This window comes from Bacillus sp. MAG717A (assembly GCF_036884855.1).
GTDB classification, from domain to species: Bacteria; Bacillota; Bacilli; order Bacillales; family Bacillaceae; genus Bacillus; species Bacillus safensis.
In genome coordinates this window covers 507,925-529,846 of the sequence record NZ_CP145733.1, presented here as the reverse complement: position 1 = coordinate 529,846, position 21,922 = coordinate 507,925, and the positions used below count along the sequence as shown (strand labels likewise).

At 40.6% G+C, this 21,922-nt stretch carries 20 protein-coding genes; 13 read left to right on the top strand and 7 right to left on the bottom strand.

What is annotated here, in order from left to right; translation table 11 throughout:
- The first annotated feature begins 34 nt into the window (after window positions 1–34).
- The 7 genes from V6Z54_RS02785 (at window position 35) to V6Z54_RS02755 (ending at window position 8,551) form a co-directional block, all read left to right on the top strand.
- A complete protein-coding gene (locus V6Z54_RS02785) occupies window positions 35–850 on the top strand; it encodes an MIP/aquaporin family protein (protein ID WP_039177442.1) in 816 nt (271 codons plus the stop codon).
- Window positions 851–865: 15 nt separating this feature from the next.
- Entirely contained in the window at window positions 866–2,362 is a 1,497-nt protein-coding gene (glpK, locus tag V6Z54_RS02780) for a glycerol kinase GlpK (protein WP_041089582.1), read from the top strand.
- A gap of 139 nt (window positions 2,363–2,501) precedes the next feature.
- Complete coding sequence (gene glpD / locus V6Z54_RS02775; RefSeq protein WP_338527673.1) at window positions 2,502–4,163, top strand: glycerol-3-phosphate dehydrogenase; 1,662 nt, start codon at window positions 2,502–2,504, stop codon at window positions 4,161–4,163.
- A 146-nt stretch (window positions 4,164–4,309) separates the two neighbouring features.
- Window positions 4,310–6,055 carry a phospho-sugar mutase gene (locus V6Z54_RS02770; protein ID WP_041089586.1) on the top strand — a complete coding sequence of 582 codons (1,746 nt, stop codon included), beginning with the start codon at window positions 4,310–4,312 and terminating at the stop codon, window positions 6,053–6,055.
- A gap of 156 nt (window positions 6,056–6,211) precedes the next feature.
- Complete coding sequence (locus tag V6Z54_RS02765; protein ID WP_041089588.1) at window positions 6,212–7,357, top strand: GAF domain-containing sensor histidine kinase; 1,146 nt, start codon at window positions 6,212–6,214, stop codon at window positions 7,355–7,357.
- A complete protein-coding gene (locus V6Z54_RS02760) occupies window positions 7,354–8,004 on the top strand; it encodes a response regulator transcription factor (RefSeq protein WP_041089590.1) in 651 nt (216 codons plus the stop codon). Before V6Z54_RS02765 ends, V6Z54_RS02760 begins: the two co-directional genes overlap by 4 nt.
- A 250-nt stretch (window positions 8,005–8,254) precedes the next feature.
- Entirely contained in the window at window positions 8,255–8,551 is a 297-nt protein-coding gene (locus V6Z54_RS02755) for a hypothetical protein (RefSeq protein WP_052468303.1), read from the top strand.
- A 188-nt stretch (window positions 8,552–8,739) separates the two neighbouring features.
- Here the strand turns inward: V6Z54_RS02755 and V6Z54_RS02750 are convergent, their stop codons facing one another.
- Window positions 8,740–8,988 (bottom strand): YhdB family protein, encoded by a 249-nt coding sequence (locus V6Z54_RS02750; protein WP_024426598.1) that lies wholly within the window; start codon window positions 8,986–8,988, stop codon window positions 8,740–8,742.
- Between the two features lie 248 nt (window positions 8,989–9,236).
- Here V6Z54_RS02750 and V6Z54_RS02745 point away from each other — a divergent pair, with 248 nt between their 5' ends.
- Window positions 9,237–9,500: a YqzG/YhdC family protein gene (locus V6Z54_RS02745; protein ID WP_241768957.1), complete on the top strand. Its 264-nt coding sequence runs from the start codon at window positions 9,237–9,239 to the stop codon at window positions 9,498–9,500.
- 144 nt (window positions 9,501–9,644) lie between these two features.
- On the opposite strand, the gene V6Z54_RS02740 is transcribed toward V6Z54_RS02745, so the two are convergent.
- Both V6Z54_RS02740 and V6Z54_RS02735 read right to left on the bottom strand, forming a co-directional pair.
- The gene (locus V6Z54_RS02740; RefSeq protein WP_041089594.1) at window positions 9,645–11,120 is read right to left on the bottom strand and encodes a catalase; all 1,476 of its coding nucleotides are present in this window, start codon (window positions 11,118–11,120) and stop codon (window positions 9,645–9,647) included.
- Between the two features lie 160 nt (window positions 11,121–11,280).
- Window positions 11,281–11,712 (bottom strand): Rrf2 family transcriptional regulator, encoded by a 432-nt coding sequence (locus V6Z54_RS02735; protein ID WP_039177468.1) that lies wholly within the window; start codon window positions 11,710–11,712, stop codon window positions 11,281–11,283.
- A gap of 183 nt (window positions 11,713–11,895) precedes the next feature.
- Between V6Z54_RS02735 and V6Z54_RS02730 the strand changes: the two genes are divergently transcribed.
- Window positions 11,896–13,095 (top strand): globin domain-containing protein, encoded by a 1,200-nt coding sequence (locus V6Z54_RS02730; protein ID WP_338527672.1) that lies wholly within the window; start codon window positions 11,896–11,898, stop codon window positions 13,093–13,095.
- A 76-nt stretch (window positions 13,096–13,171) separates the two neighbouring features.
- The gene (locus V6Z54_RS02725) at window positions 13,172–14,584 is read left to right on the top strand and encodes a SpoVR family protein (RefSeq protein ID WP_041089598.1); all 1,413 of its coding nucleotides are present in this window, start codon (window positions 13,172–13,174) and stop codon (window positions 14,582–14,584) included.
- Between the two features lie 47 nt (window positions 14,585–14,631).
- On the opposite strand, the gene V6Z54_RS02720 is transcribed toward V6Z54_RS02725, so the two are convergent.
- The gene (locus V6Z54_RS02720; RefSeq protein ID WP_041089600.1) at window positions 14,632–15,996 is read right to left on the bottom strand and encodes an alkaline phosphatase; all 1,365 of its coding nucleotides are present in this window, start codon (window positions 15,994–15,996) and stop codon (window positions 14,632–14,634) included.
- A gap of 353 nt (window positions 15,997–16,349) precedes the next feature.
- On the opposite strand from V6Z54_RS02720, the gene V6Z54_RS02715 reads away from it, so the two are divergent.
- Both V6Z54_RS02715 and V6Z54_RS02710 read left to right on the top strand, forming a co-directional pair.
- Entirely contained in the window at window positions 16,350–17,180 is an 831-nt protein-coding gene (locus tag V6Z54_RS02715) for a C40 family peptidase (protein ID WP_025093318.1), read from the top strand.
- Between the two features lie 451 nt (window positions 17,181–17,631).
- Window positions 17,632–19,032: an amino acid permease gene (locus tag V6Z54_RS02710; RefSeq protein ID WP_041089603.1), complete on the top strand. Its 1,401-nt coding sequence runs from the start codon at window positions 17,632–17,634 to the stop codon at window positions 19,030–19,032.
- A gap of 63 nt (window positions 19,033–19,095) precedes the next feature.
- On the opposite strand, the gene V6Z54_RS02705 is transcribed toward V6Z54_RS02710, so the two are convergent.
- From V6Z54_RS02705 to V6Z54_RS02695, 3 genes are read right to left on the bottom strand one after another with little or no spacing between them, the layout of a single operon-like run.
- Window positions 19,096–19,386: a hypothetical protein gene (locus V6Z54_RS02705; RefSeq protein WP_024425288.1), complete on the bottom strand. Its 291-nt coding sequence runs from the start codon at window positions 19,384–19,386 to the stop codon at window positions 19,096–19,098.
- Complete coding sequence (locus tag V6Z54_RS02700) at window positions 19,374–20,432, bottom strand: anti-sigma factor (protein ID WP_041089604.1); 1,059 nt, start codon at window positions 20,430–20,432, stop codon at window positions 19,374–19,376. The genes V6Z54_RS02705 and V6Z54_RS02700 overlap by 13 nt, the downstream gene beginning before the upstream one ends.
- Window positions 20,425–20,916, bottom strand: coding sequence for a sigma-70 family RNA polymerase sigma factor (locus V6Z54_RS02695; RefSeq protein WP_024425287.1), 492 nt, complete (start codon window positions 20,914–20,916; stop codon window positions 20,425–20,427). The genes V6Z54_RS02700 and V6Z54_RS02695 overlap by 8 nt, the downstream gene beginning before the upstream one ends.
- A gap of 370 nt (window positions 20,917–21,286) precedes the next feature.
- On the opposite strand from V6Z54_RS02695, the gene V6Z54_RS02690 reads away from it, so the two are divergent.
- Window positions 21,287–21,889: a 1-acyl-sn-glycerol-3-phosphate acyltransferase gene (locus tag V6Z54_RS02690; RefSeq protein WP_039177489.1), complete on the top strand. Its 603-nt coding sequence runs from the start codon at window positions 21,287–21,289 to the stop codon at window positions 21,887–21,889.
- The last annotated feature ends 33 nt before the right edge of the window (window positions 21,890–21,922 follow it).

Genomic DNA, 21,922 nt, shown 5'->3' with positions numbered 1-21,922 from the left:
AGGGGATGGCAACTGAACCAGAGGAGGAATTTTCATGACACCATTTTGGGGTGAAGTCGTAGGGACAATGCTGCTTATTATTTTTGGAGGCGGTGTTTGTGCGGCAGTCAATTTAAAGAAATCGCTTGCATATCAGTCCGGCTGGATTGTAATCGCTTTCGGATGGGGATTTGCAGTAGCTATAGCAGCTTATGCAACAGGTGGAATCAGCGGAGCACATTTGAATCCAGCACTAACAATCGGGCTTGCGCTAGAAGGAAGTTTTCCTTGGGCTGATGTACCAATGTATATTGCCGGTCAAATGCTTGGCGCATTATTAGGAGCTATTATTGTCTTTTTACATTACTTACCGCACTGGAAAGCAACAGACGATCCAGGTGCAAAGCTGGGTGTATTCTCAACTGGTCCTGCGATTCCGCATACTTTTGCAAACGTACTTAGTGAAGTCATCGGTACATTTGTATTGGTTCTAGGAATCTTAGCGATTGGTGCAAATAAATTCGCAGACGGAATCAATCCGCTGATTGTTGGTTTCTTAATTGTCGCAATTGGTCTTTCATTAGGCGGAACAACTGGTTATGCAATCAACCCTGCACGTGATTTAGGTCCGAGAATTGCACATGCGATTCTGCCGATTCCAGGTAAAGGTCCATCCAATTGGAAGTATGCGTGGGTGCCAGTCGTTGGTCCAATTTTAGGCGGCGCATTTGGCGGTGTTTTCTACAATGCAGCCTTTAAAGCGAACATCACTCCAGCCTTTTGGATTGTAAGCGTTATTTTAGTTGTGGTATTGTTAGGACTCTATGTCTCTACGAAAAATCAAACAAATGCTGTAAATGAAAGTATGTAAGGGGAGGAAAACACCATGGCAAAAGAAAAATATATTCTCGCTTTAGATCAAGGGACAACAAGTTCAAGAGCAATCTTATTTGATCAAGAAGGCAAAATTGCACATACAGCTCAGAAGGAATTTAATCAATATTTTCCGAACCCAGGCTGGGTAGAACATAATGCAAATGAAATTTGGAGCTCTGTTCTATCCGTCATTTCAACTGCTTTAATTGAATCAGGCATTGAAGCAGATCAAATCGCCGGTATCGGAATTACGAACCAGCGTGAGACAGCTGTTGTTTGGGATAAACATACAGGCGCACCCGTGTATAATGCAATAGTTTGGCAGTCTAGACAAACGTCAGGCATTTGTGAAGAGTTAAAAGCGCAAGGACACAATGAAACGTTTAGAAATAAAACAGGACTTCTCATTGATGCTTATTTCTCAGGGACAAAAGTTAAATGGATTCTAGACAATGTAGAAGGTGCTCGTGAGAAAGCAGAAAATGGCGACTTGCTGTTTGGCACAATTGATACATGGCTTATTTGGAAGATGACAGGCGGTCAATCACACGTCACAGATTACTCCAACGCGTCAAGAACGTTAATGTTCAACATTTACGATCTGAAATGGGATGAAGAATTACTTGATATTCTTGGTGTACCTGCTTCTATGCTTCCAGAGGTGAAACCATCTTCACACATCTATGGTGAAACAACAGACTATCACTTCTTCGGCAGAAATATCCCGATTGCAGGAGCGGCGGGAGACCAGCAGTCTGCACTATTCGGTCAGGCTTGCTTTGAAGAAGGAATGGCGAAGAACACGTATGGTACAGGATGTTTCATGTTGATGAATACAGGGGAAAAAGCAATTAAGTCGGATCATGGTTTATTAACGACGATTGCATGGGGCATTGACGGTAAAGTTGAATATGCTTTAGAAGGAAGTATTTTCGTAGCTGGTTCAGCGATTCAGTGGCTGCGCGACGGACTGAGAATGTTTAAAGACTCAAAAGACAGCGAAGCCTATGCGGAGCGCGTTGAGTCAACAGACGGCGTATATGTCGTTCCAGCATTCGTTGGTCTAGGCACACCATACTGGGACAGTGATGTCAGAGGCGCTGTATTTGGATTAACACGCGGTACTTCTAAAGAGCACTTTGTCCGTGCAACGTTAGAATCACTTGCTTATCAAACAAAGGATGTTTTAGATGCGATGGAAAAGGATTCAAACATCTCATTAAAAACTTTGCGTGTAGATGGCGGAGCTGTGAAGAATGATTTCTTAATGGGCTTCCAAAGTGATTTGTTGGATGTACCTGTAGAGCGTCCAGAAATTAATGAAACGACGGCACTCGGTGCGGCCTATCTTGCGGGAATAGCAGTTGGCTTCTGGAACGACCGTTCAGACATTGCAAAACAATGGAACCTTGACAAGCGCTTTGACCCTAAAATGGAAGAGGACAGCCGTGACTCGTTATACAGCGGGTGGAAAAAGGCTGTAAAAGCAGCTCAAGCTTTCAAATAAACCAAAAGTATGGTATACTTCAAGTAAGTTAATAGAACGGTTGGAGAACTGGAGAGACCGCAGGCACCGAAGTGTAGAAATACGCTTTGGGTGTTTGCGGTCTCTTTTTCTTTACCGTACAACATGGGAGGAACAAGAGATGACTTTTTCTAGCTTAGAAAGAGAACAAATGCTACAGGAAATGACAAAAAAACCATATGATGTGTTTATCATTGGTGGGGGTATAACAGGCGCTGGAACAGCACTTGACGCGGCTTCACGCGGAATGCGTGTCGGTCTTGCAGAAATGCAGGATTTCGCAGCAGGTACGTCTAGCCGATCAACGAAACTAGTGCACGGAGGACTTCGTTATTTAAAACAATTTGAAGTGAAAATGGTCGCAGAGGTCGGTAAAGAGCGTGCCATCGTATACGAAAATGGTCCTCATGTCACAACGCCAGAATGGATGCTTCTTCCGATGCATAAAGGCGGGACATTCGGGAAGTTTTCAACCTCTATTGGACTGAGAGTGTATGACTTTTTAGCTGGCGTAAAGCATAGCGAACGCAGAAGCATGCTAAGTGCGAAAGAAACACTTGAAAAAGAACCGCTTGTCAAAAAGGACGGCTTAAAAGGCGGCGGCTACTATGTTGAATACCGTACAGATGATGCACGCCTCACAATCGAAGTGATGAAAGAGGCTGTGAAATTCGGAGCAGAAGCGGTCAACTATGCGAAAGTAAAAGAATTTATTTATGATAAAGGCAAAGTGGTTGGTGTTGTCATTGAAGATGTCATGACGCAGAAAACATATGATGTGTATGCGAAGAAGATCGTCAATGCGACAGGTCCATGGGTAGATCAGCTTAGAGACAAAGATCACTCAAAAGAAGGGAAACACTTACAGCATACAAAAGGAATTCACTTAGTATTCGACCAATCGGTTTTCCCATTAAAACAAGCGATCTACTTTGATACACCTGATAAACGTATGGTCTTTGCCATTCCAAGAGAAGGCAAAACGTACGTTGGAACAACAGATACAGTGTACAAAAAACAGCTGGAGCATCCGCGTATGACAAAAGCCGATCGTGACTATGTTATCCAAGCGATTCAGTACATGTTCCCTGATCTCAATATTACAGAAAAAGATGTGGAGTCCAACTGGGCCGGTCTTCGTCCGCTCATTCATGAAGAGGGCAAAGATCCTTCAGAAATTTCTCGTAAGGATGAAGTGTGGACATCATCTTCAGGCTTAATCACTATTGCTGGTGGTAAATTAACAGGCTACCGCAAAATGGCTGAGCATATTGTTGATCTAGTACGTGATGGATTGAAGCAAGAGACTGGCAAAGATTACGGACCATGTAAAACAAAGCATATGCCAATCTCAGGCGGTCATGTAGGCGGATCTAAAAACATGGCAGCTTTTGTTCAAGCGAAAACAGCAGAAGGAGCATCTGTTGGTTTAACAGAACCGATTGCACAAAAGCTAGCTGAAAAATATGGTTCAAACGTCAGCAGTGTCTACAAACGAGTAGAGCAGCTTCAAGTGGAAGCAGACAAACGAAACATTCCAGCATATGTGCTGGCAGAGCTTGTCTATGCGATCGAAGAAGAATTAGCTGTAACACCTGTCGATTTCTTCTTAAGAAGAACAGGAAGCCTATTATTTAACATCAATTGGGCAAAAAAATACGCACAGCCTGTTGTTGATTATATGGCAGAGCGTTTTGGCTGGGATGAAGCAGCAAAACAGAAACATCAAACAGAATTAGATCAATTATTCCATGAAGCAGTCGTACCGCTTGATGCTGAATAAAAGGAAAAGCCGATCATGTATCGGCTTTTTTTATTTATTCAGTATTTTTTCCAACTGCCAATGATATAGCATGACATAAAGGGTGATTCCATATAAAATAACAGTAGATGTTATTTTATTGATGATAAGAGCTGGGGAGGACGACCATGAGTTGGAAGACGAGTTATGAGCGATGGATCAATGAGAAGCACCTGGATACTGAACTAAGGGAATGGCTGGAGACGCATCAAGATGATCATCAAGCACTTGAAGACTGTTTCTACAAAAACCTTGAGTTCGGCACTGGAGGAATGCGCGGTGAGATTGGTGCAGGCACGAACCGAATGAATGTGTATACTGTTCGTAAAGCATCAGCAGGTCTTGCTGCGTATATTGCGAAACATGGAGAGGATGCAAAAAAAAGAGGCGTCGCCATTGCATATGATTCACGTCATAAATCGCCTGAATTTGCGATGGAAGCAGCCAAAACACTTGCTTCACAAGGCATTCAAACGTACGTATTCGATGAATTGCGTCCGACACCAGAGCTCTCCTTTGCGGTTCGTGAGCTGCATGCATTTGCTGGAATCGTTGTGACAGCAAGTCATAATCCACCAGAATATAATGGCTATAAAGTCTATGGTGAAGATGGCGGGCAGCTGCCTCCATTTGAAGCAGATCAAGTCATTCAAGAAGTAGATGCAATTGAAAATGAACTGTCGATTTCAGTTGATTCTGAAGAAACGCTGAAACAGCAAGGACTGATCAAAATGATCGGAGAAGAAATCGACCATGCTTATATTGAAAAATTAAAAACCATAAGTGTGCACCCTGAGCTGGCACATGAGGTCGATGTCAAAGTCGTGTTTACTCCGCTTCATGGGACGGCCAATCACCCTGTCAGAAACGGGCTTCAGGCTCTAGGTTATCAGCATGTCACGGTTGTGCCTGAGCAGGAAAAACCAGATCCACAGTTCTCAACAGTGACCTCGCCTAACCCAGAGGAGCATGCAGCATTTGAGTACGCCATCAAGCTTGGCGAAAAACAAAATGCCGATATCCTCATTGCAACAGACCCAGATGCTGACAGGTTAGGCATTGCAGTCAGAGATCACGAAGGAGAATTTACCGTTTTAACAGGCAACCAAACAGGCGCCCTGCTGCTCCATTATTTATTGTCTGAAAAACAAAAGCTGGGTCAGCTGCCGCCTCGTCCCGTTGTGATGAAAACCATTGTCACAAGTGAGCTTGGGCGTGCTGTAGCATCAGCTTTTGGTGCCGACACGATAGATACACTTACAGGCTTTAAATTTATTGGAGAAAAAATTAAGCAGTTTGAAAAGAGCGGAGAATACACGTTTCAATTCGGTTATGAAGAGAGCTATGGCTATTTGATCGGTGACTTTGCCCGAGATAAAGATGCGGTGCAAGCGGCATTATTAGCCGTTGAAGTCGCTGCCTTCTATAAAAAACAGGGCAAGTCCTTGTACGACGCGCTTGTCGATATTTTCAAGCAGTTTGGATTTTACCGTGAAGGATTAAAGTCATTAACCTTAAAAGGAAAAGAGGGAGCAGAGCAGATTTCAGCGATCCTTCATACCTTTAGAACAAATCCGCCAGCTGTCATCGCAGGGCAGCGCATCACAGTGATCGAGGATTACCAATCAAGTCAAAGACATCTTGTGGCTGAAAAGAAAGAGGAAACCATTCATCTGCCAGCATCAAACGTGCTGAAATATTTCCTTGAGGATGGTTCGTGGTTCTGCTTAAGACCTTCCGGCACTGAGCCTAAAGTGAAATTTTATATTGCAGTCAAAGGCACATCTTTAACAGATAGTGAAGAAAAGCTAAAGCATCTGTCAGAAGAAGTGATGAAAGTCGTTTATGATATTGTGGAAGAAACAGCGAAATAACGAAAGACAAGGCCATCGTGTATGAATACATGATGGCTTTTTTCTCAGTCAAAAGGATGAGAAAAAGTCATTCTTTTGGAGAAAGAGCCACTAGGGGGCTCATGGTATAATGAGCGTAATGATAAGTGAAGGCTGTAAATGCCGGGGGTAAACAGTATGGGAGAATACCAAGAGAAGGTTGAAACATTAAAAACGTTAAAAGAAATTGCTGAAAAGCTAAATGAAGGCATGGAAATGAAAGAAACGCTCCATGAAGTGCTCCATATGCTGATGGATGTCACAGGCTTTCATTCAGCATGGATTTATTTTATAGAAAAAGACGGGTCATATGAACTGATGGCAGAGGTTTCTTTACCTGAAGCACTCGCAAAGCATCAAAAACAGCTCATGTGTCAAAATGATTGTTATTGCATCAATCGATACACAAAAGGCTCACTGCAATCAGCCACGAATATTATGAACTGCAAACGGATTGAAACGGCGATTGAACAAAAGCTTGGCGATACAGAAGGGATTACACATCATGCGACGGTGCCGCTACAAGCATGTAAGCGAACGTTCGGCTTATTAAATGTTGCGGCAAAGGGAAAAGTCACATTTACACAAGAAGAGCTGAATTTGCTTGAAAGCATTGCGCTTCAAATTGGCACAGCGATTCAGCGGATGAAGCTTGTGCAAAATGAACAGCAGCACGCCCTTTTACAAGAAAGAAACCGGCTGGCACAAGATTTACATGATTCTGTCAACCAAATGCTATTCTCTGTGAGTCTGACTGCTAAGGCTGCACGACAAATGACAAGCGATCAGAATCTAGGGGAAATGATTGATTTTATTCAGCATTTGTCACAAGACGCTCTGATTGAAATGCGGTCACTCATTTGGCAGCTGAGACCAAGAGGCCTTGAAAAAGGGTTTACGACAGCAATTGAAGAGTATGCACAGCTTTTAGGATTACGATGCACGTTATCCTTATCAGGCTGTATAGAAATGGATCATTCACACAATGAAACTTTGTTTCGGGTATGTCAAGAAGCGCTGAATAACTGTCAAAAACATGCGGAAGTAGAAGAAGTCGAGGTCAAACTTGAGCAAACAAAAGACATGTTCGAGATGAAAATCATTGACCTTGGAAAAGGTTTTCAATATGACGAACAGATGAGCCTTCCTTCACTTGGGCTGAAAGGGATGTCTGACCGCATCCGAAGAGCAGGTGGTACATTTTGTATCCATTCAGAGTTAGGGAAAGGAACAACGCTTCATGTAAAAGTGCCATTTTCACAAGAAAGGAAGGGATCGTCATGAGAGTTGTCATTGCAGATGATCATCATATTGTGAGAAAAGGTCTGGTGTTTTTCTTACAGACACAGCCTGATGTGGACATCGTTGGTGAGGCGTCCAACGGGCAAGAGGCATTAGAGGTTGTTAGAAAAACTCAGCCTGACATTGTCTTAATGGATTTGTCTATGCCTGTCATGAATGGCATTGAGGCAACGAAACAAATGACGCTGGAAATGCCGGACACCCGCATTGTGATCCTAACAAGCTATGCGGACAAAGATTATGTGATTCCCGCCATTCAAGCAGGGGCGAAAGCCTATCAATTAAAGGATGTAGCACCAGAAAAGCTGCTTTCGACCATGATTGAAGTACAAAATGGCACCTATCAGTTAGATGGTCATATCACGACCTTTCTTGTGCAGCATCTGACAGAGCCAAAAGAAAAGAAATGGGCATTGATGAAAGAGCTTACCAATAGGGAGCGAGATGTTTTATTTGAGATTGCAAAAGGCAAAAGCAACAAAGAAATTGCCTCATCGCTGTTTATTTCTGAAAAGACTGTCAAAACGCACGTATCTCACGTATTATCAAAGTTAGAGCTGGCAGATCGAACCCAGGCGGCTCTGTATGCAGTGGATTATCAAAAAAATCAGCCAAAAGAGCTGCTATGACAGAAGGGGATTTAGTCGTTATGCTAAAACTTTTAAGTGCACATTCAATTCAATGAATTGAATAAAAAAGAGCACAGATGTTGGCTATTCGTTGTGCCCTTTTGCGTAAAAAGAGAAGCATGGACAGTCTAATTTCTAATAGAAAAACGTAAAAGACTTGACGAGTGGATGCTCATCAAGTCTTTTTTTATTTTATAGGAGGTGATGAACTGGTCAATCACAGGTGAATTTAAAATGGGAGGGAATCAAAGTGGGAAAATATGAATTAGTAAGTGATTATCGCCATGATGTCAAATTAAAAGAGAGCTTTAATAAGCTTGCGATCGATACATTTGATTTGGAGTTGAGTGACTGGTATGAAAGAGGCTATTGGGATGAAAAATATATACCTTATTCCTTTGTACATAACGGGAAGGTAATCTCTAACGCTTCTGTGCTGATGAATGAAGAAAATGAAACGATGCATGTGTTCGATATCATCTCGCTTCAAACGCCAAATGTAGAAGAAGTTGTAGAAAGCATTGTGAAGGAAACAACCAAAAAGTGATCTTCTATTTCACGCCTGATACGACAATTGAAGGTTTACACGCGATTACAAAGCCAAATGACGAGGATGCACTATTTATTTACACAAAGGAACATTGGCAAAAGACCACTTTATGTTTCCCATCACAGCGCACTGCTAAATATGTAAAAAGGGAGGGCTAAAATAAACTTCATTTTAGCCCTTTTTCTTTATGTGTACATCGGTTGTGAATAAACTTCAGAAGCAGCAGCCTCTGAAGCGTGGTCAATGTACTGCAGGAGCCCATATAAACATTTTTCAACATCTGCATCGTTCCGGTTAAATTGATACGCATGTAAGAAATGCTCAATACGTTTCGAGAGCAAATCATCTTGCGTACGTACCATAAGAATAAGTAAATTATCCCATTGCGAGCGATGCGTATAATAAAGTGCTTTATCATAATCCGCCACATTCATTAAACCTTCTCCTTTCCCTTGAGAAGTCCTCATTAGTTTGCTCGGATCATATCGACTTTTTCAGGGGAAAAGTTGGTGCCCGCATCAATCGTGTACCGGGAATTATAGGCTGAATAATTGCTTCATGTATGAAAAAGGACCGGCCAGCTAAACCTAAACAAAACATATATGAAAGTGAGATCAATAATATCATGCAGCCGAAATGGTGGATGCTTATTGCAGCAGGAATTGTTTTGCTTGGTAGTTTGATGATTCATCCTGTATCAAAAGCAGTGGTGCAGCCGTTTGAAAATTGGGAAAGACTTGCGTACACAGCGTTGCAAGATGAATATAAAGGTGCCGCTTTAAACGATTATCAATACATTGGCCGTACAGAAGTGAATGATGAGCAGACAAAAGATGTGTTCCGCGTCACTGTAAAGGAAGGCTCAACTCACTTTGCCGCACATGCTGAAATTTATTTTCATCCGGTGACCGGTCATTTGATTAGTATTAACGTGTTTCGACTATAAAGAAGTACCTTTTTTTGTAAAAGGTGCTCGAGGCGTTCTGACAAAACCTCAATAACTGCCCATACTAGCACGCTCAAAAAAAGACAAAGGGCCAAAATTAAGATCATTTTAGCCCTTTGTCCAACAATTTATTTCGAGATGGATTTACTTCATGCTTCCTTGAAGATAAGCGCGAATATCCACATCAAGTGAATCCGCTAATCGCTGGCCGTAATCTTCATCGGCACGATAGAAGTTGCAGATTGCAAGTAATTTTGTTTTGTCATTTACATCTTTCAAATCAGCTGTTAGGTTTTTAATCAATGCTTGTTTCTCTTCCTCAGAGTAGCTTCGATATCTTTCCCCAGCTTGTTTGAAATCGTTCGGTTTTTCAATTTTTTGTCTCACCATACGGTCACCGTGGAGAACTGGCTCACTTTCTTTGTAGTGAGGGTTTTCTTTTGGCTGATCGTCATAACGGTTTGGTTCATAGTTAATATGACCGCTTGGGCGGGTCGTTGTCATAAAGCCATCCTGCTGGTTATTGTGTACAGGTGCATAAGGGCAGTTAACCGGAATACGCATGTAATTCGCACCAAGACGGTGACGCTGCGTATCAGGATATGAGAACAGACGACCTTGAAGCAGTTTATCTTCAGATGCCTCAATTCCTGGAACAAAAGCACTTGGCGTGAAAGCAGACTGTTCTGTTTCAGCAAAGAAGTTTTCAGGATTACGGTTGAGTGTCATGCGTCCTACTTTTTGAAGCGGATAATCTTCCTCGCTCCACGTTTTTGTTGGGTCACATGGGTCATAATCAAGTTCATCATAATCGCTAAGCGGCATAAGCTGAACATATAAGTCCCATGCTGGGAAGTTGCCTTTTTCAATGCGGTCATATAAATCTCTTGTCGCATGCTGGAAATCGTTCGCTTGAATTTCTGCTGCTTCTTCCATAGATAAGTTGCGAATACCTTCAGAAGGTCTCCAATGATATTTCACATATTTTGCTTCACCGTATTTGTTCACCCATCTAAATGTATGCACACCAGAACCGCGCATTTCAGCGTAGCTTGCAGGAATTCCTTCGTCAGAGAAGAGCCATGTGAGCATATGAGTGGATTCAGGTGTTAAGGTCATAAAATCCCAATAACGGTCAGGATCTTGAATATTGGTTACAGGATCTGGCTTGAGAGAGTGAACCATATCAGGGAATTTCAATGCATCACGAATAAAGAAGATCGGCAAGTTGTTACCAACGAGATCATAGTTGCCTTCTTCTGTATAAAATTTGACAGCAAAGCCGCGCGGGTCACGTAAGGTTTCAGGTGAACCTTTCGGATGAATAACAGTGGAGAAGCGAACGAAAACGTCTGTTTGTTTTCCTTCTTCACTTAAGAAGGCTGCTTTTGTATGTTTCTCCATGCTGTTTTCTACTTCAAACACACCGTAAGCGCCGGCGCCTCTAGCATGAACGACACGTTCTGGAATACGTTCACGATCAAAGTGTGCGAGTTTTTCAATCAAATGGTAATCATCAAGAAAGGTAGGTCCGCGGTGACCAGCTGTTCTTGAGTTTTGGTTATCGCCAACAGGTACGCCTTGGTTCGTTGTCAAATTTTTATGTTTTGAATTTGTCATTCTTTTCTCCTCCTGTAAACAAAAAAGTGTTTTCTAGCAATCTATATACCCTAATTATATTGAATCAAACATGATAGTCAATATTTATTTATAATAATTTTAAATAAATTATTATTACAAGAAGGTAAAGAAAAAGACGAAAGAATAAAATTCTTTCGTCTTAAAGCAGGAGCTCCCTGAGAGCATCTTTGTTTTGTGTTAAATCTTTTAGTGTGTATCGGTCAAGAACGCTTAAATAAGCAGTGAGTGCTTCATGAAGTACATGCTTTAATGAACAAATCGGGGAGATGATGCAGCCATTTTTCTTTGGATCAAAGCATTCAACCATGACTAAATCATCCTCTGTATAACGGACAACCTCTCCAATGTTAATGCTTTCTGGGCTTTTTCCAAGCCTGATCCCGCCATTTCTTCCGCGAATCGTGTCTACATACCCGCGTTTTCCAAGATGATAAATCACCTTCGTCAGATGATTTTTAGAAATGCCATAAACATCGGCAATCTGCTGAATATTTGACAGTTCATTGTTTTCTCTTGATGCTAAATAAATGAGTACTCTTAGTGAGAAATCTGTGTAATTCGTAAGTTTCATTTTGACGACCTCTAAACCTAATAGAGTTTTGTATCATCGTAACACATTTTAGACAAAAACTGTTCGAGAAAGTGTGAAATGTGACAACATTTAAAACATGTATTATAAATATTGCTTTTAGAGACTGTCTTCCATTATGATAAAGATGTATTTAAAATACTTCTTTTGAAAGAAGGAATGACGATGTTATCTACAGATCAATTGAATGCAATAAAGCAATCAGCTCCTCTACTAAAAGCCGAGGGAACCAAACTTGTCACCGTTTTTTATCAAAATATGATTCGCCAGCACCCGGAGCTGCTCAATCAATTTAATAAAACAAATCTTATGAACGGAAGTCAGCCAGAGGCACTTGCTGCGACACTATATCAAGCTGCACTGCACATTGATCGATTAGAGGAATTACTTCCTGCGGTCAAACAAATTGCCCATAAGCATGTCAGTGTCATGGTCAAAAAAGAGCAGTACCCAATTGTCGGATATCATTTGATTGAAGCGATGAAAGATGTGTTTGGTTTAAGAGAAGAAGATGACACTCTATTAGCGTGGAAAGCTGCATATGACATCATTGCGAATATTTTCATTACCATTGAAGCAGAAATGATGGATGAAAATGTGAAGCAGACAGGCGGATGGGCAGATGTGAAGCCGTTTGTGATAAAGAAAAAGAAGCAAGAATCTCCATCGCTTATCTCCTTTTATTTAGTACCAGAAGATGAATCAGAGCTGCCAATGTATAAAGCAGGGCAATACATTACGGTTCAGACAGATATGCCAGGAGAAGCCTATATGTGCAGCAGACAATACAGCTTATCAGACGAGCATCATCCATCTTATTACCGTATTACAGTGAAGCGTGATGGTCATGTGTCCACATTTTTGCATGATGAAATGGAAGAAGGGGACGTTCTTCAAGTGAGTATGCCGCAGGGAATGTTCTGCTTGCAAGATGACATAAAAGAGCCTGTTTATTTCATCAGTACAGGGTCTGGTGTCACACCAATGATTGGTTTAGTGAAAACTGCAGCACAAAACAACCAGACATTTACGATGATTCATGCTGATCGATTAGAGGATGTCATCGCTTTTGAAAATGAGTTTGAACGCGTTTTAGCTTCAGCTGCCTATGGGCGCATCATTCTATGTAATGAACAATTTACGCAGTCTGGAAAGGGAGAGCTTGTTGAGAAAGCGGCTTCCCGCATTGATCGTCCATTTCTCCAATCGGTGATCGGAGAAGGGAAAGGCCAATTTTTTCTATGCGGTTCCCCGGTGTTTACACAGGAGATCATTCATATTCTAAAAGAGCTGGGAATCCCAGCACACCATATTCATTTCGAAGCATTCGGCGGGCAATCCACGAAAGAAATGGAAGTCGTCTAAACGGTTGGGGGAACATCATGTTTTTTTACATACGCTCATATAGTAGGGATAAGTCCGATGAGGAGGGATGGTTTCCTTGAGCGTATCTGAAAAACGTCTTTTACAAAGAGCGATTGATGAAATTACAGAAATTGCAGAAGGATTTGGTCTAGATTTTTATCCGATGAGGTATGAAATCTGTCCCGCGGAAATTATTTATACGTTCGGTGCATATGGAATGCCAACACGATTTAGCCACTGGAGCTTTGGGAAGCAATTTCATAAAATGAAGCTTCATTATGATTTAGGGTTAAGTAAAATTTATGAGCTGGTGATCAATTCAAATCCTTGTTACGCCTTTCTACTTGATAACAATACGCTTGTTCAAAATAAATTAATTGTGGCTCATGTATTGGCACACTGTGATTTCTTCAAAAATAATTGCCGTTTCCAAAATACAAAACGAGATATGGTCGAAAGCATGTCAGCAGCGGCAGAGCGGATCAAAGAATATGAGCATATCCACGGAACGAAAGAAGTCGAATCCTTTTTAGACGCGGTATTGGCTATCCAAGAGCATATTGATCCGTCTCTTGTTCGATCAAAATTAAGCTGGAGTATGGACGATGAAGAATATGAAGATGATAAACCAAAACGTCAAACGCCTTATGATGATTTGTGGGGAATGGATGAGCCGAAGAGGCGTGAGAAAAAGAAAGCCGTCAAGCAATTTCCGCCAAAGCCGGAAAAGGATATTTTACTCTTTATTGAGGCGCATTCCCGGGAGCTAGAGCCTTGGCAGCGGGATGTTCTTACTATGCTGAGAGAAGAAATGCTCTATTTTTGGCCGCAGCTGGAAACAAAGATTATGAATGAAGGCTGGGCATCGTATTGGCACCAGCGAATTATGCGGGAGCTTGATTTGGATTCAAGTGAATCGATAGAGTTCGCGAAATTAAATGCAGGTGTTGTGCAGCCATCTAAAACAGGCATCAATCCTTACTATTTAGGGCTGAAGATTTTTGAAGATATCGAAGAGCGCTATGACAACCCGTGTGAAGAATTAAAAAAAGCAGGGGTCACAGAAGGATCTGGCCGTAGCAAAATGTTTGAAGTCAGGGAAATTGAATCGGATATTTCCTTTATTCGAAACTACTTAACGAAAGACCTTGTGATGAGAGAAGACTTGTACTTGTTTCAAAAGCAGGGGAGAGATTATAAAGTCATTGATAAAGAATGGAAGGCGGTACGTGATCAGTTAGTCAGCATGAGAGTGAATGGCGGCTTTCCGTATTTGACCGTGATTGATGGCGACTATTTAAAAAATAATGAACTTTATATCAAGCATTGGTATGAAGGCATTGAACTTGATCTGAAATACTTAGAAAAAGTCCTTCCGTATTTATATCAGCTATGGGGAAGAAGTGTGCATATCGAGTCAGTTCTTGAAGGAAAAGAAGTCATGTTTTCTTATGATGGAAAAGGGGTTCATAGGAAATACCTTGCATAAAAAAGACTAAAAAAGATGTCTGTTAGCAGACATCTTTTTTGCTCGTTTTATTGGTTTTTCAGCAGTTTGAAAATATGTTTTGCTTGATCGGTGTTTTCCATCAGACCTTTTAGCTGCTGGCTTGTTGGGCCATACGCAAAGAATGGAACTTCATCACCGGTATGACCCGATGTGGTCCAGCCTGTATGTGATCTCGTGTTGATGACTTCTTCAATCGCATCATCAATTTTAACAGCATCCTTTGTTTCAGCGGCCTTTTGAATGGCGGCTGTTTCTTCTTTTGTGAAATCAAGATTGATATATTGTTTCAGAGCTGACTCAACAGGCATGCCATTGACAATTTTGTTTGCGATAAAGTCAGGCGTCTTTTTTGCTGCTTTGACCGGTTTGTAATCCCAGCTGCCTGAACCGTCTGCTCCGAAGGAAAGTCCGCCAGTTGAATGATCTGCTGTCGTGATGACTAACGTGTTTTTATCTTTTTTCGCAAAACGAATCGCTTCTTCAAATGCTTTCTCAAAATCCTTCATTTCGCTCATCGCACTGACAATATCATGATCGTGTCCAGCCCAGTCAATTTGACTGCCTTCAACCATAAGGAAAAATCCTTTTTTGTTTTTAGACAGCTGTTTGATGGCTGAAGATGTCATATCTTGCAGGGAAGGAGTCGTTTTATCACGATCGATGGCTTTATCTAGACCTCCATCAGCAAAAATGCCTAACACCTTTTGATTTTTGTTTTTTTGTAAGGCGGCTTTATTGGTGACATAATCATAACCCGCTTTTTTGAATTCTTTCGTCAGATCACGATCCTTCCGGACAAAATCGACAAGTCCTCCGCCAAGCATGACATCGACTGTATGCTGTTTTCCAATTTTCTCATCGAAGAAATCATCAGCGATGGCTGCTGTGTTTTTCCTAGACACATCGTGAGTTGCATACGCAGCAGGCGTGGCATTTGTTAATTCAGATGTCACGACAAGACCCGTCGATTTTCCTTTGCGTTTGGCTTCTTCTAAAACAGTTTTTAATTTTTTGCCGTTTTTATTTACACCAATGGCATTGTTGTATGTCTTTTTACCAGTGGCCATGGCTGTACCAGCCGCTGCTGAATCGGTAATGTTACTTTTAGAGTCGTCAGGGTATGTTTTATGCATGCCAGTGAGGTAAGGGTCAAACGCTGTTTGCTTTGAAAGGTCACCGTTGTGTTTAAATGAGCGGTAAGTTGAAAGATAAGGTGTTCCCATGCCATCTCCAATCAGCACGATCACATTTTGTACATCATTTTTTGGCTTCTTTTTAGCCTCAGCTTTGTCAGCTTGTCCAAATTCAATCCCTGAAAAAATGCCAATCGATAGAACAGATGCTGCTGCCACTGCAGCGATTTTCGTTTTTGAGTTTTTCAACACACTCATTCATTTTGCCTCCTCATTGTTTATGTATCGCTCTTACGTTTACAATGGTAGAGCAGAAGTGTGGATTCCTTTTTACAGCATCGTAAAGTTCACTTTAAAATTGTAAAGGTCCACTTTACATAGAATGAACCAAAAAGAGAAATGAATGTATCATTTATCCATGACAAGATACGATTATTTTGTCATGATTGTGTAATGAAAATGAAATAAAAAGAACCCTAAAAAAAAATAAATTTTGCCGAATTAATAAGCATAATGTCGTAGGAAGTCAAGACTATTTCTTCTGGTATTTGATCCTTATAATAGGGAGTAGATAAAAAATCGGATCAGATAGATACATACAGGAGGAACAAATGAAAAAACAATTGATCACAGCTGCAAGTGCAGTTCTACTTGGGACGACATTATTTGCCGGAGCTGCCTCAGCACAATCAGTAAAAGTTCAAAAAGGTGACTCTCTTTCTGTTCTAGCGAAAAGATACAAAACAAGCGTGAGCAAAATTAAATCAGACAATAAGCTGAAATCTAACGTAATTTATGTTGGACAAACCTTAAAAGTGAATGGCACTTCTTCGAAAAAAGCAGTGAAAACATCAAAAACAACAACAAAAGTAAAAACGGCTTCAGCGACTGCCACTCATAAAGTTGTCAAAGGCGATACATTATCGAAGATTGGCAAAAAATATGGGATGACTGTGAAAGAGCTGAAATCGTTAAATAAACTTAAAACAGACCTCATTAAAATCGGGCAAAAGCTAAAGGTGAAAAAGACGTCTAAAGTAAAGACGAAACCTGTAAAAGAAAAAACAGTCTCTACTTCTTCCTTAAACACGTCTAAGCTCATAGCAGATGCTAAAGCGCAAAACGGTACTCCATATAGATGGGGTGGAACGACACCGAAGGGCTTTGATTGCAGCGGATTTATGTGGTATATCATTAACAAACAAAAAAAGATTTCAAGACAAACAACTGAAGGCTTCTGGGGATCGATGAAAAGTGTATCCAAACCAAAGGTTGGAGATTTTGTCTTCTTTACAACGTATAAATCGGGTCCATCTCACATGGGTGTCTACCTTGGGAACAACAAGTTTATCCATGCTGCTTCTGACGGTGTAACGATCAGTGATATGACGTCAAGCTATTGGAAGCCAATTTATCTTGGAGCGAAAACATTTGTAAACTAATTCATTTTAATAGACTGCTATGAAGCAGTCTATTTTTTCATATATTATTTGTGCCGCATAACTGGTCTTTTATCATAGTTCGCTATCAGTCTAAAGACTTTAAAATAACATAATTGTGGGCCCGTTTTTAAAAAATGGGTCTTATTTTTGTTGCATAATAAGTATACTAAAAAAATATAATCTTCTATGTTGTATAATAAATAGAGAAAGACAAGCTATCAATTGAATAAGGAACGGAGAAAATCTAACCCACTTATTGACAAACATTTCGTTGATATATAAGAATTTCCACTCTATTTTTTAAAAAAGTGTTTTCATTTTTTAATTTTCATATATAATAATTTTACGCCACCAATTTATTGTGCTAAACTTAATCTAAATATTCAGAAAATAATGTTAATTATATGATTGTGGCGTCTTTAGACTGATACTAAGTTTTGGGAGTGATGGTATGAGCAATTCGTTGTTTAGAAAAAAGAGCATTTCAGAGCTCATTGCGGCAACACAAGGGGAAAAAGCGTTAAAAAAGGAATTGGGTTCATTTGATTTAACCATGCTTGGCATTGGAGCCATAATTGGGACAGGGATATTTGTTCTGACAGGTACAGGAGCCGTCACTGCGGGGCCAGGACTTGTTCTATCATTTGTCATCGCAGGTCTTGCTTGTTTGTTTGCAGCACTGTCATATGCGGAATTTGCTTCCACAGTGCCTGTATCAGGATCTGTATATACATTTACGTATGCATCAATGGGAGAATTTCTAGCGTTTATCATTGGCTGGGATTTAATATTAGAATATATGCTGGCCGCTAGTGCCGTTTCAGCGGGCTGGTCAGGCTATTTTGTGTCATTTTTAAATGGGATAGGGATTCATATACCAGTTGAATTAACAGCAGCACCAGGTGGTTTAAAGGGGCAAGTGACATATTTTAATCTTCCTGCATTTATTATTTTAATGGTCATCACCTTCCTGCTGTACTTTGGTATTAAAGAATCAAAACGAGTAAATAACATCATGGTTATTATGAAAATCGCTGTGATTCTGCTCTTTATTTTAGTCGCTGTAAAATATGTAAAACCTGAAAATTGGACACCATTCGTTCCATTTGGGACATCAGGGGTCTTAAGTGCAGCAGCCCTAGTATTCTTTGCATTTATCGGGTTTGATGCAGTAGCTTCCGCGGCAGAGGAGACAAAAAATCCATCACGCAACCTGCCTAGAGGGATTATTACTTCCTTATTGATTTGTACGCTGCTTTATGTTGTCGTTAGTGCAATTATGACGGGCATCGTTCCTTTCATGAATTTTGAAGGAGTATCACATCCAGTGTCTCTCGTTTTACAAGTAGCCGGACAAAACTGGGTGGCTGGTATTGTCGATGTCGGAGCGATTCTAGGGATGACAACCGTGATGCTTGTCATGCTGTACGGCCAGACACGCGTGATGTTTGCTATGTCTCGTGATGGCTTGGTGCCGAAGGTTCTATCAAAGGTTCATCCAAAGCATAAAACACCTTACATCAATACACTGTTTTTCGGTACATTGTCAGCATTAATGGGGGGGTTTATTCCACTTGATGAGCTGGCAAGCCTAGTGAACATCGGGACACTTTCAGCATTCATTTTGATTTCAGTGGCGGTCATTGTGATGAGAAAAACGCAGCCGGACTTACCGAGAGCATTCAGATGCCCAGCAGTTCCGCTTATTCCGATCTTGGCTATTCTATCTTGCGGATTGCTTATTTATAAGCTTGGTGCAATTACCTTTGTTCGTTTCTTAATCTGGCTTGCCATTGGGCTGATTGTGTATTTCTTATATTCAAGAAAGCACTCAGAATTGAATAAAAAATAAATTAAAAAAGCCCGTGCTACTTGGTGCAGTCAAGTAACACGGGCTTTTGCTTTTGAGTACTGATTAAAAACCTAACTGAAGATCGACATCGATTGATACGATCGCATAGACACAAACAATGACAAAGATGTTCAGTACGACACCGAGGAAACCTGGACCCGTACGGCCTTTTTTAATGAACAGTTCAATAATGCCAAATGGAACTGCGGCCATTGCAAAAGGAAGCATTTGAAAAGAATAAAATGTCACGTTGCTGATAATGGCGAGGTTTAGCATGAGCAGAGATAATATCGCTGTGCCGACAGAAATCCAGCCAAATACATTATGCTCTTTAAAGATTCTTACCAATTCCATAATTCCACCTCGCTCACTTTTGCCGTTTTAATGCGTTTTGTCTTCACAAATTTCTCAATTTCTTTAGAAGGTCCAGTGACCACAGAGCCATAAACCGTGACGCCATTTTGATCGATATAGCGTATACGATTAGACAGATCAAGATCAGGTCTGCCAGAGATCGTTGTTGCCCAGGTCGGGTGCTGATTGACATAAGCAAGGGCATCTTTGAATTGATCTACCTCAGTTTTGGATGTGTGCTGAAGCTCTTTTAAAAATTCAGAGTCTTTCCCAGGAAAGCCGATTGGCCGCTGATTTCCACTTAATGAATCCTCTGTTTTAATCGCATTCCACAGCACTTTCATATCGTATTTTTTAGCAAAGGAATAAACATCCTTTGGTGTGTAAGCTTTGTCATAGGATACATACACTTCACTTACTGTTCCTTCAGGAAGCTTGTCTAACGTAGTGAGTGTTTGTTTTTTTGAGGCATCTGCCTGCGCCGAAGGATGAGTAAAGAAACCTTCCGTTTCGCGTGCGCTGTCACCATAATAAGAGATAGTAGGCTGCTTTAATTTATCGAAAAACATCTCGATTTGTTCACTGCCAATGGCTTCTGTTTTATTGCCAATTTGTTTTTGCAGCTTCAATTCGGTGTTCATTCCAAAAAGTTTGACCTGACCTTTTAAATCCTTCATATCTATAGCCACGTTTGGTTTGGTCAAAGCGACGGTGACAGCGGCTGTTTCCATGAAGTGATTGCCTTTGCTCTCGGCTCCGCCAACGCCGTAGTATAGATAACTTCCTAATGTACAAAGCGGTAAAATAATGAGTGTCGATATGACAGCAAGTACGGAAATACGTAAATATGACTTTCTTTTTCCGTATTGTAAAATGGCTTTTTGCTTCTCAGGACTGATGGAAAAATCTGTCCAATCCGAGTCGTTCAGTTCCTGGCTTAAGCGTTTTTCGTTTTCTTCAAGCTCTTCCTCAAACGCTATCATTTCTTCCTCATTCATCTCACCATTATTATATTTTTCCCATCGCTTGTTAAACTCTTCATTCATCATTAACACCTCTGTTGTAAAGTGCTTTTAGGCGCTGCCTTGCACGAAATAAAACACTTTTAAAATTTGCTTCAGTAATATTCATGACCTTGGATGCTTCCTTGTAATTTAGTTCTTTTAAATAATACAATGTCAACGCTTCCTTGTAGTTATCTGGAAGCTGCTCCAAATACATGGTGAGGACTTCCTTTATTTCAACCTGTTCAGCAGGGCTTTGTACAGACGTTTGTAAAAGACCGCCAATGAGGTCATCCGATATGGTCACTTCTTTTTTATGTTTCCTGACATAATCAATAAAAGCATTTCGTGCCACCTGAAATAACCAAGGTTTCACTTTGCTATGGTCGTAGGAATGAATATGTATATACGCACGCATAAAGGTTTCCTGCAATAAGTCCTCTGCCAAATGTTTGTCTTTTGTCATGGAGAGCAGAAACCTGTAAACATCGTTCATATACATTTGATAAATTTCATCGATCGTCACTGATTTTTCTCCCCTCTATGTTATACACGCATAAGAAAGGCATAAAGTTGCACGAAACTTCTCATTACCGTACATTACTCATTTCTTTCGCCGAATCAAAATCATTTCTCCTTATCATAGCGAAATTTGCATCATTTATAAAGTATTTTCAATAGAACAAATCAGGAAAAAACATCGAAAAACGACAAAATTGGACACAATTCCTATTCTATTCTCCCCTAAAACTATGTGCTTGAATACAGTCAGAACGTTCATTTTAAACGAAAAAGACAGGGAGGATTGGGCTGCTCATAAATTTTTAGTACCAGGTAATAAAAAATTTGTTATAATAGAGACAAATCCTTCATTCTTCAAACAAAGGAAGTGCACTATGTATAAATTTTCAGGCTATACCGTCAAATTAATATTTGGTCTCCGAGGTGGAATCAAAGTATATCAAAAAGAGAATCTGCCAACTGATCGGGGGTTTGTCATTGCTTGTACACATGAGGGTTTTGTTGATGTTCTTGCATTAGGCGCAGGAATTCTTCCGTTTGAGATCCATTACATGGCGAAAAAAGAATTGTTTGCGAATAAATGGATCGGTGGATTTTTAAAAAAGATTCATGCCTTTCCAGTTGATCGAGAGAACCCTGGGCCAAGCAGTATTAAAACGCCCATTAAATTATTAAAAGAGGGAAAGATCGTTGGGATTTTTCCAAGCGGAACACGTACAACAGAGGATGTTCCTTTAAAAAGAGGGGCAGTGACCATTGCGCAGCTCGGTAAAGCGCCAATTGTTCCAGCCGCATATAAAGGGCCTTCAAATGCGAAAAGTCTTTTCAAAAAAGGGAAAATGCGCTTAATCATCGGTGAACCGATTGAACTGTCTGAATTTGACCATCTCCCGCCAAAAGAAAGATTAGGTGCCATGACGGAAGTATTAAACACAAGAATCAAAGAGCTAGAAGCTCAATTAATCGAAAAGTCATAAGAAAAACGACCGCTTGCTTAGGCAAGGGTCGTT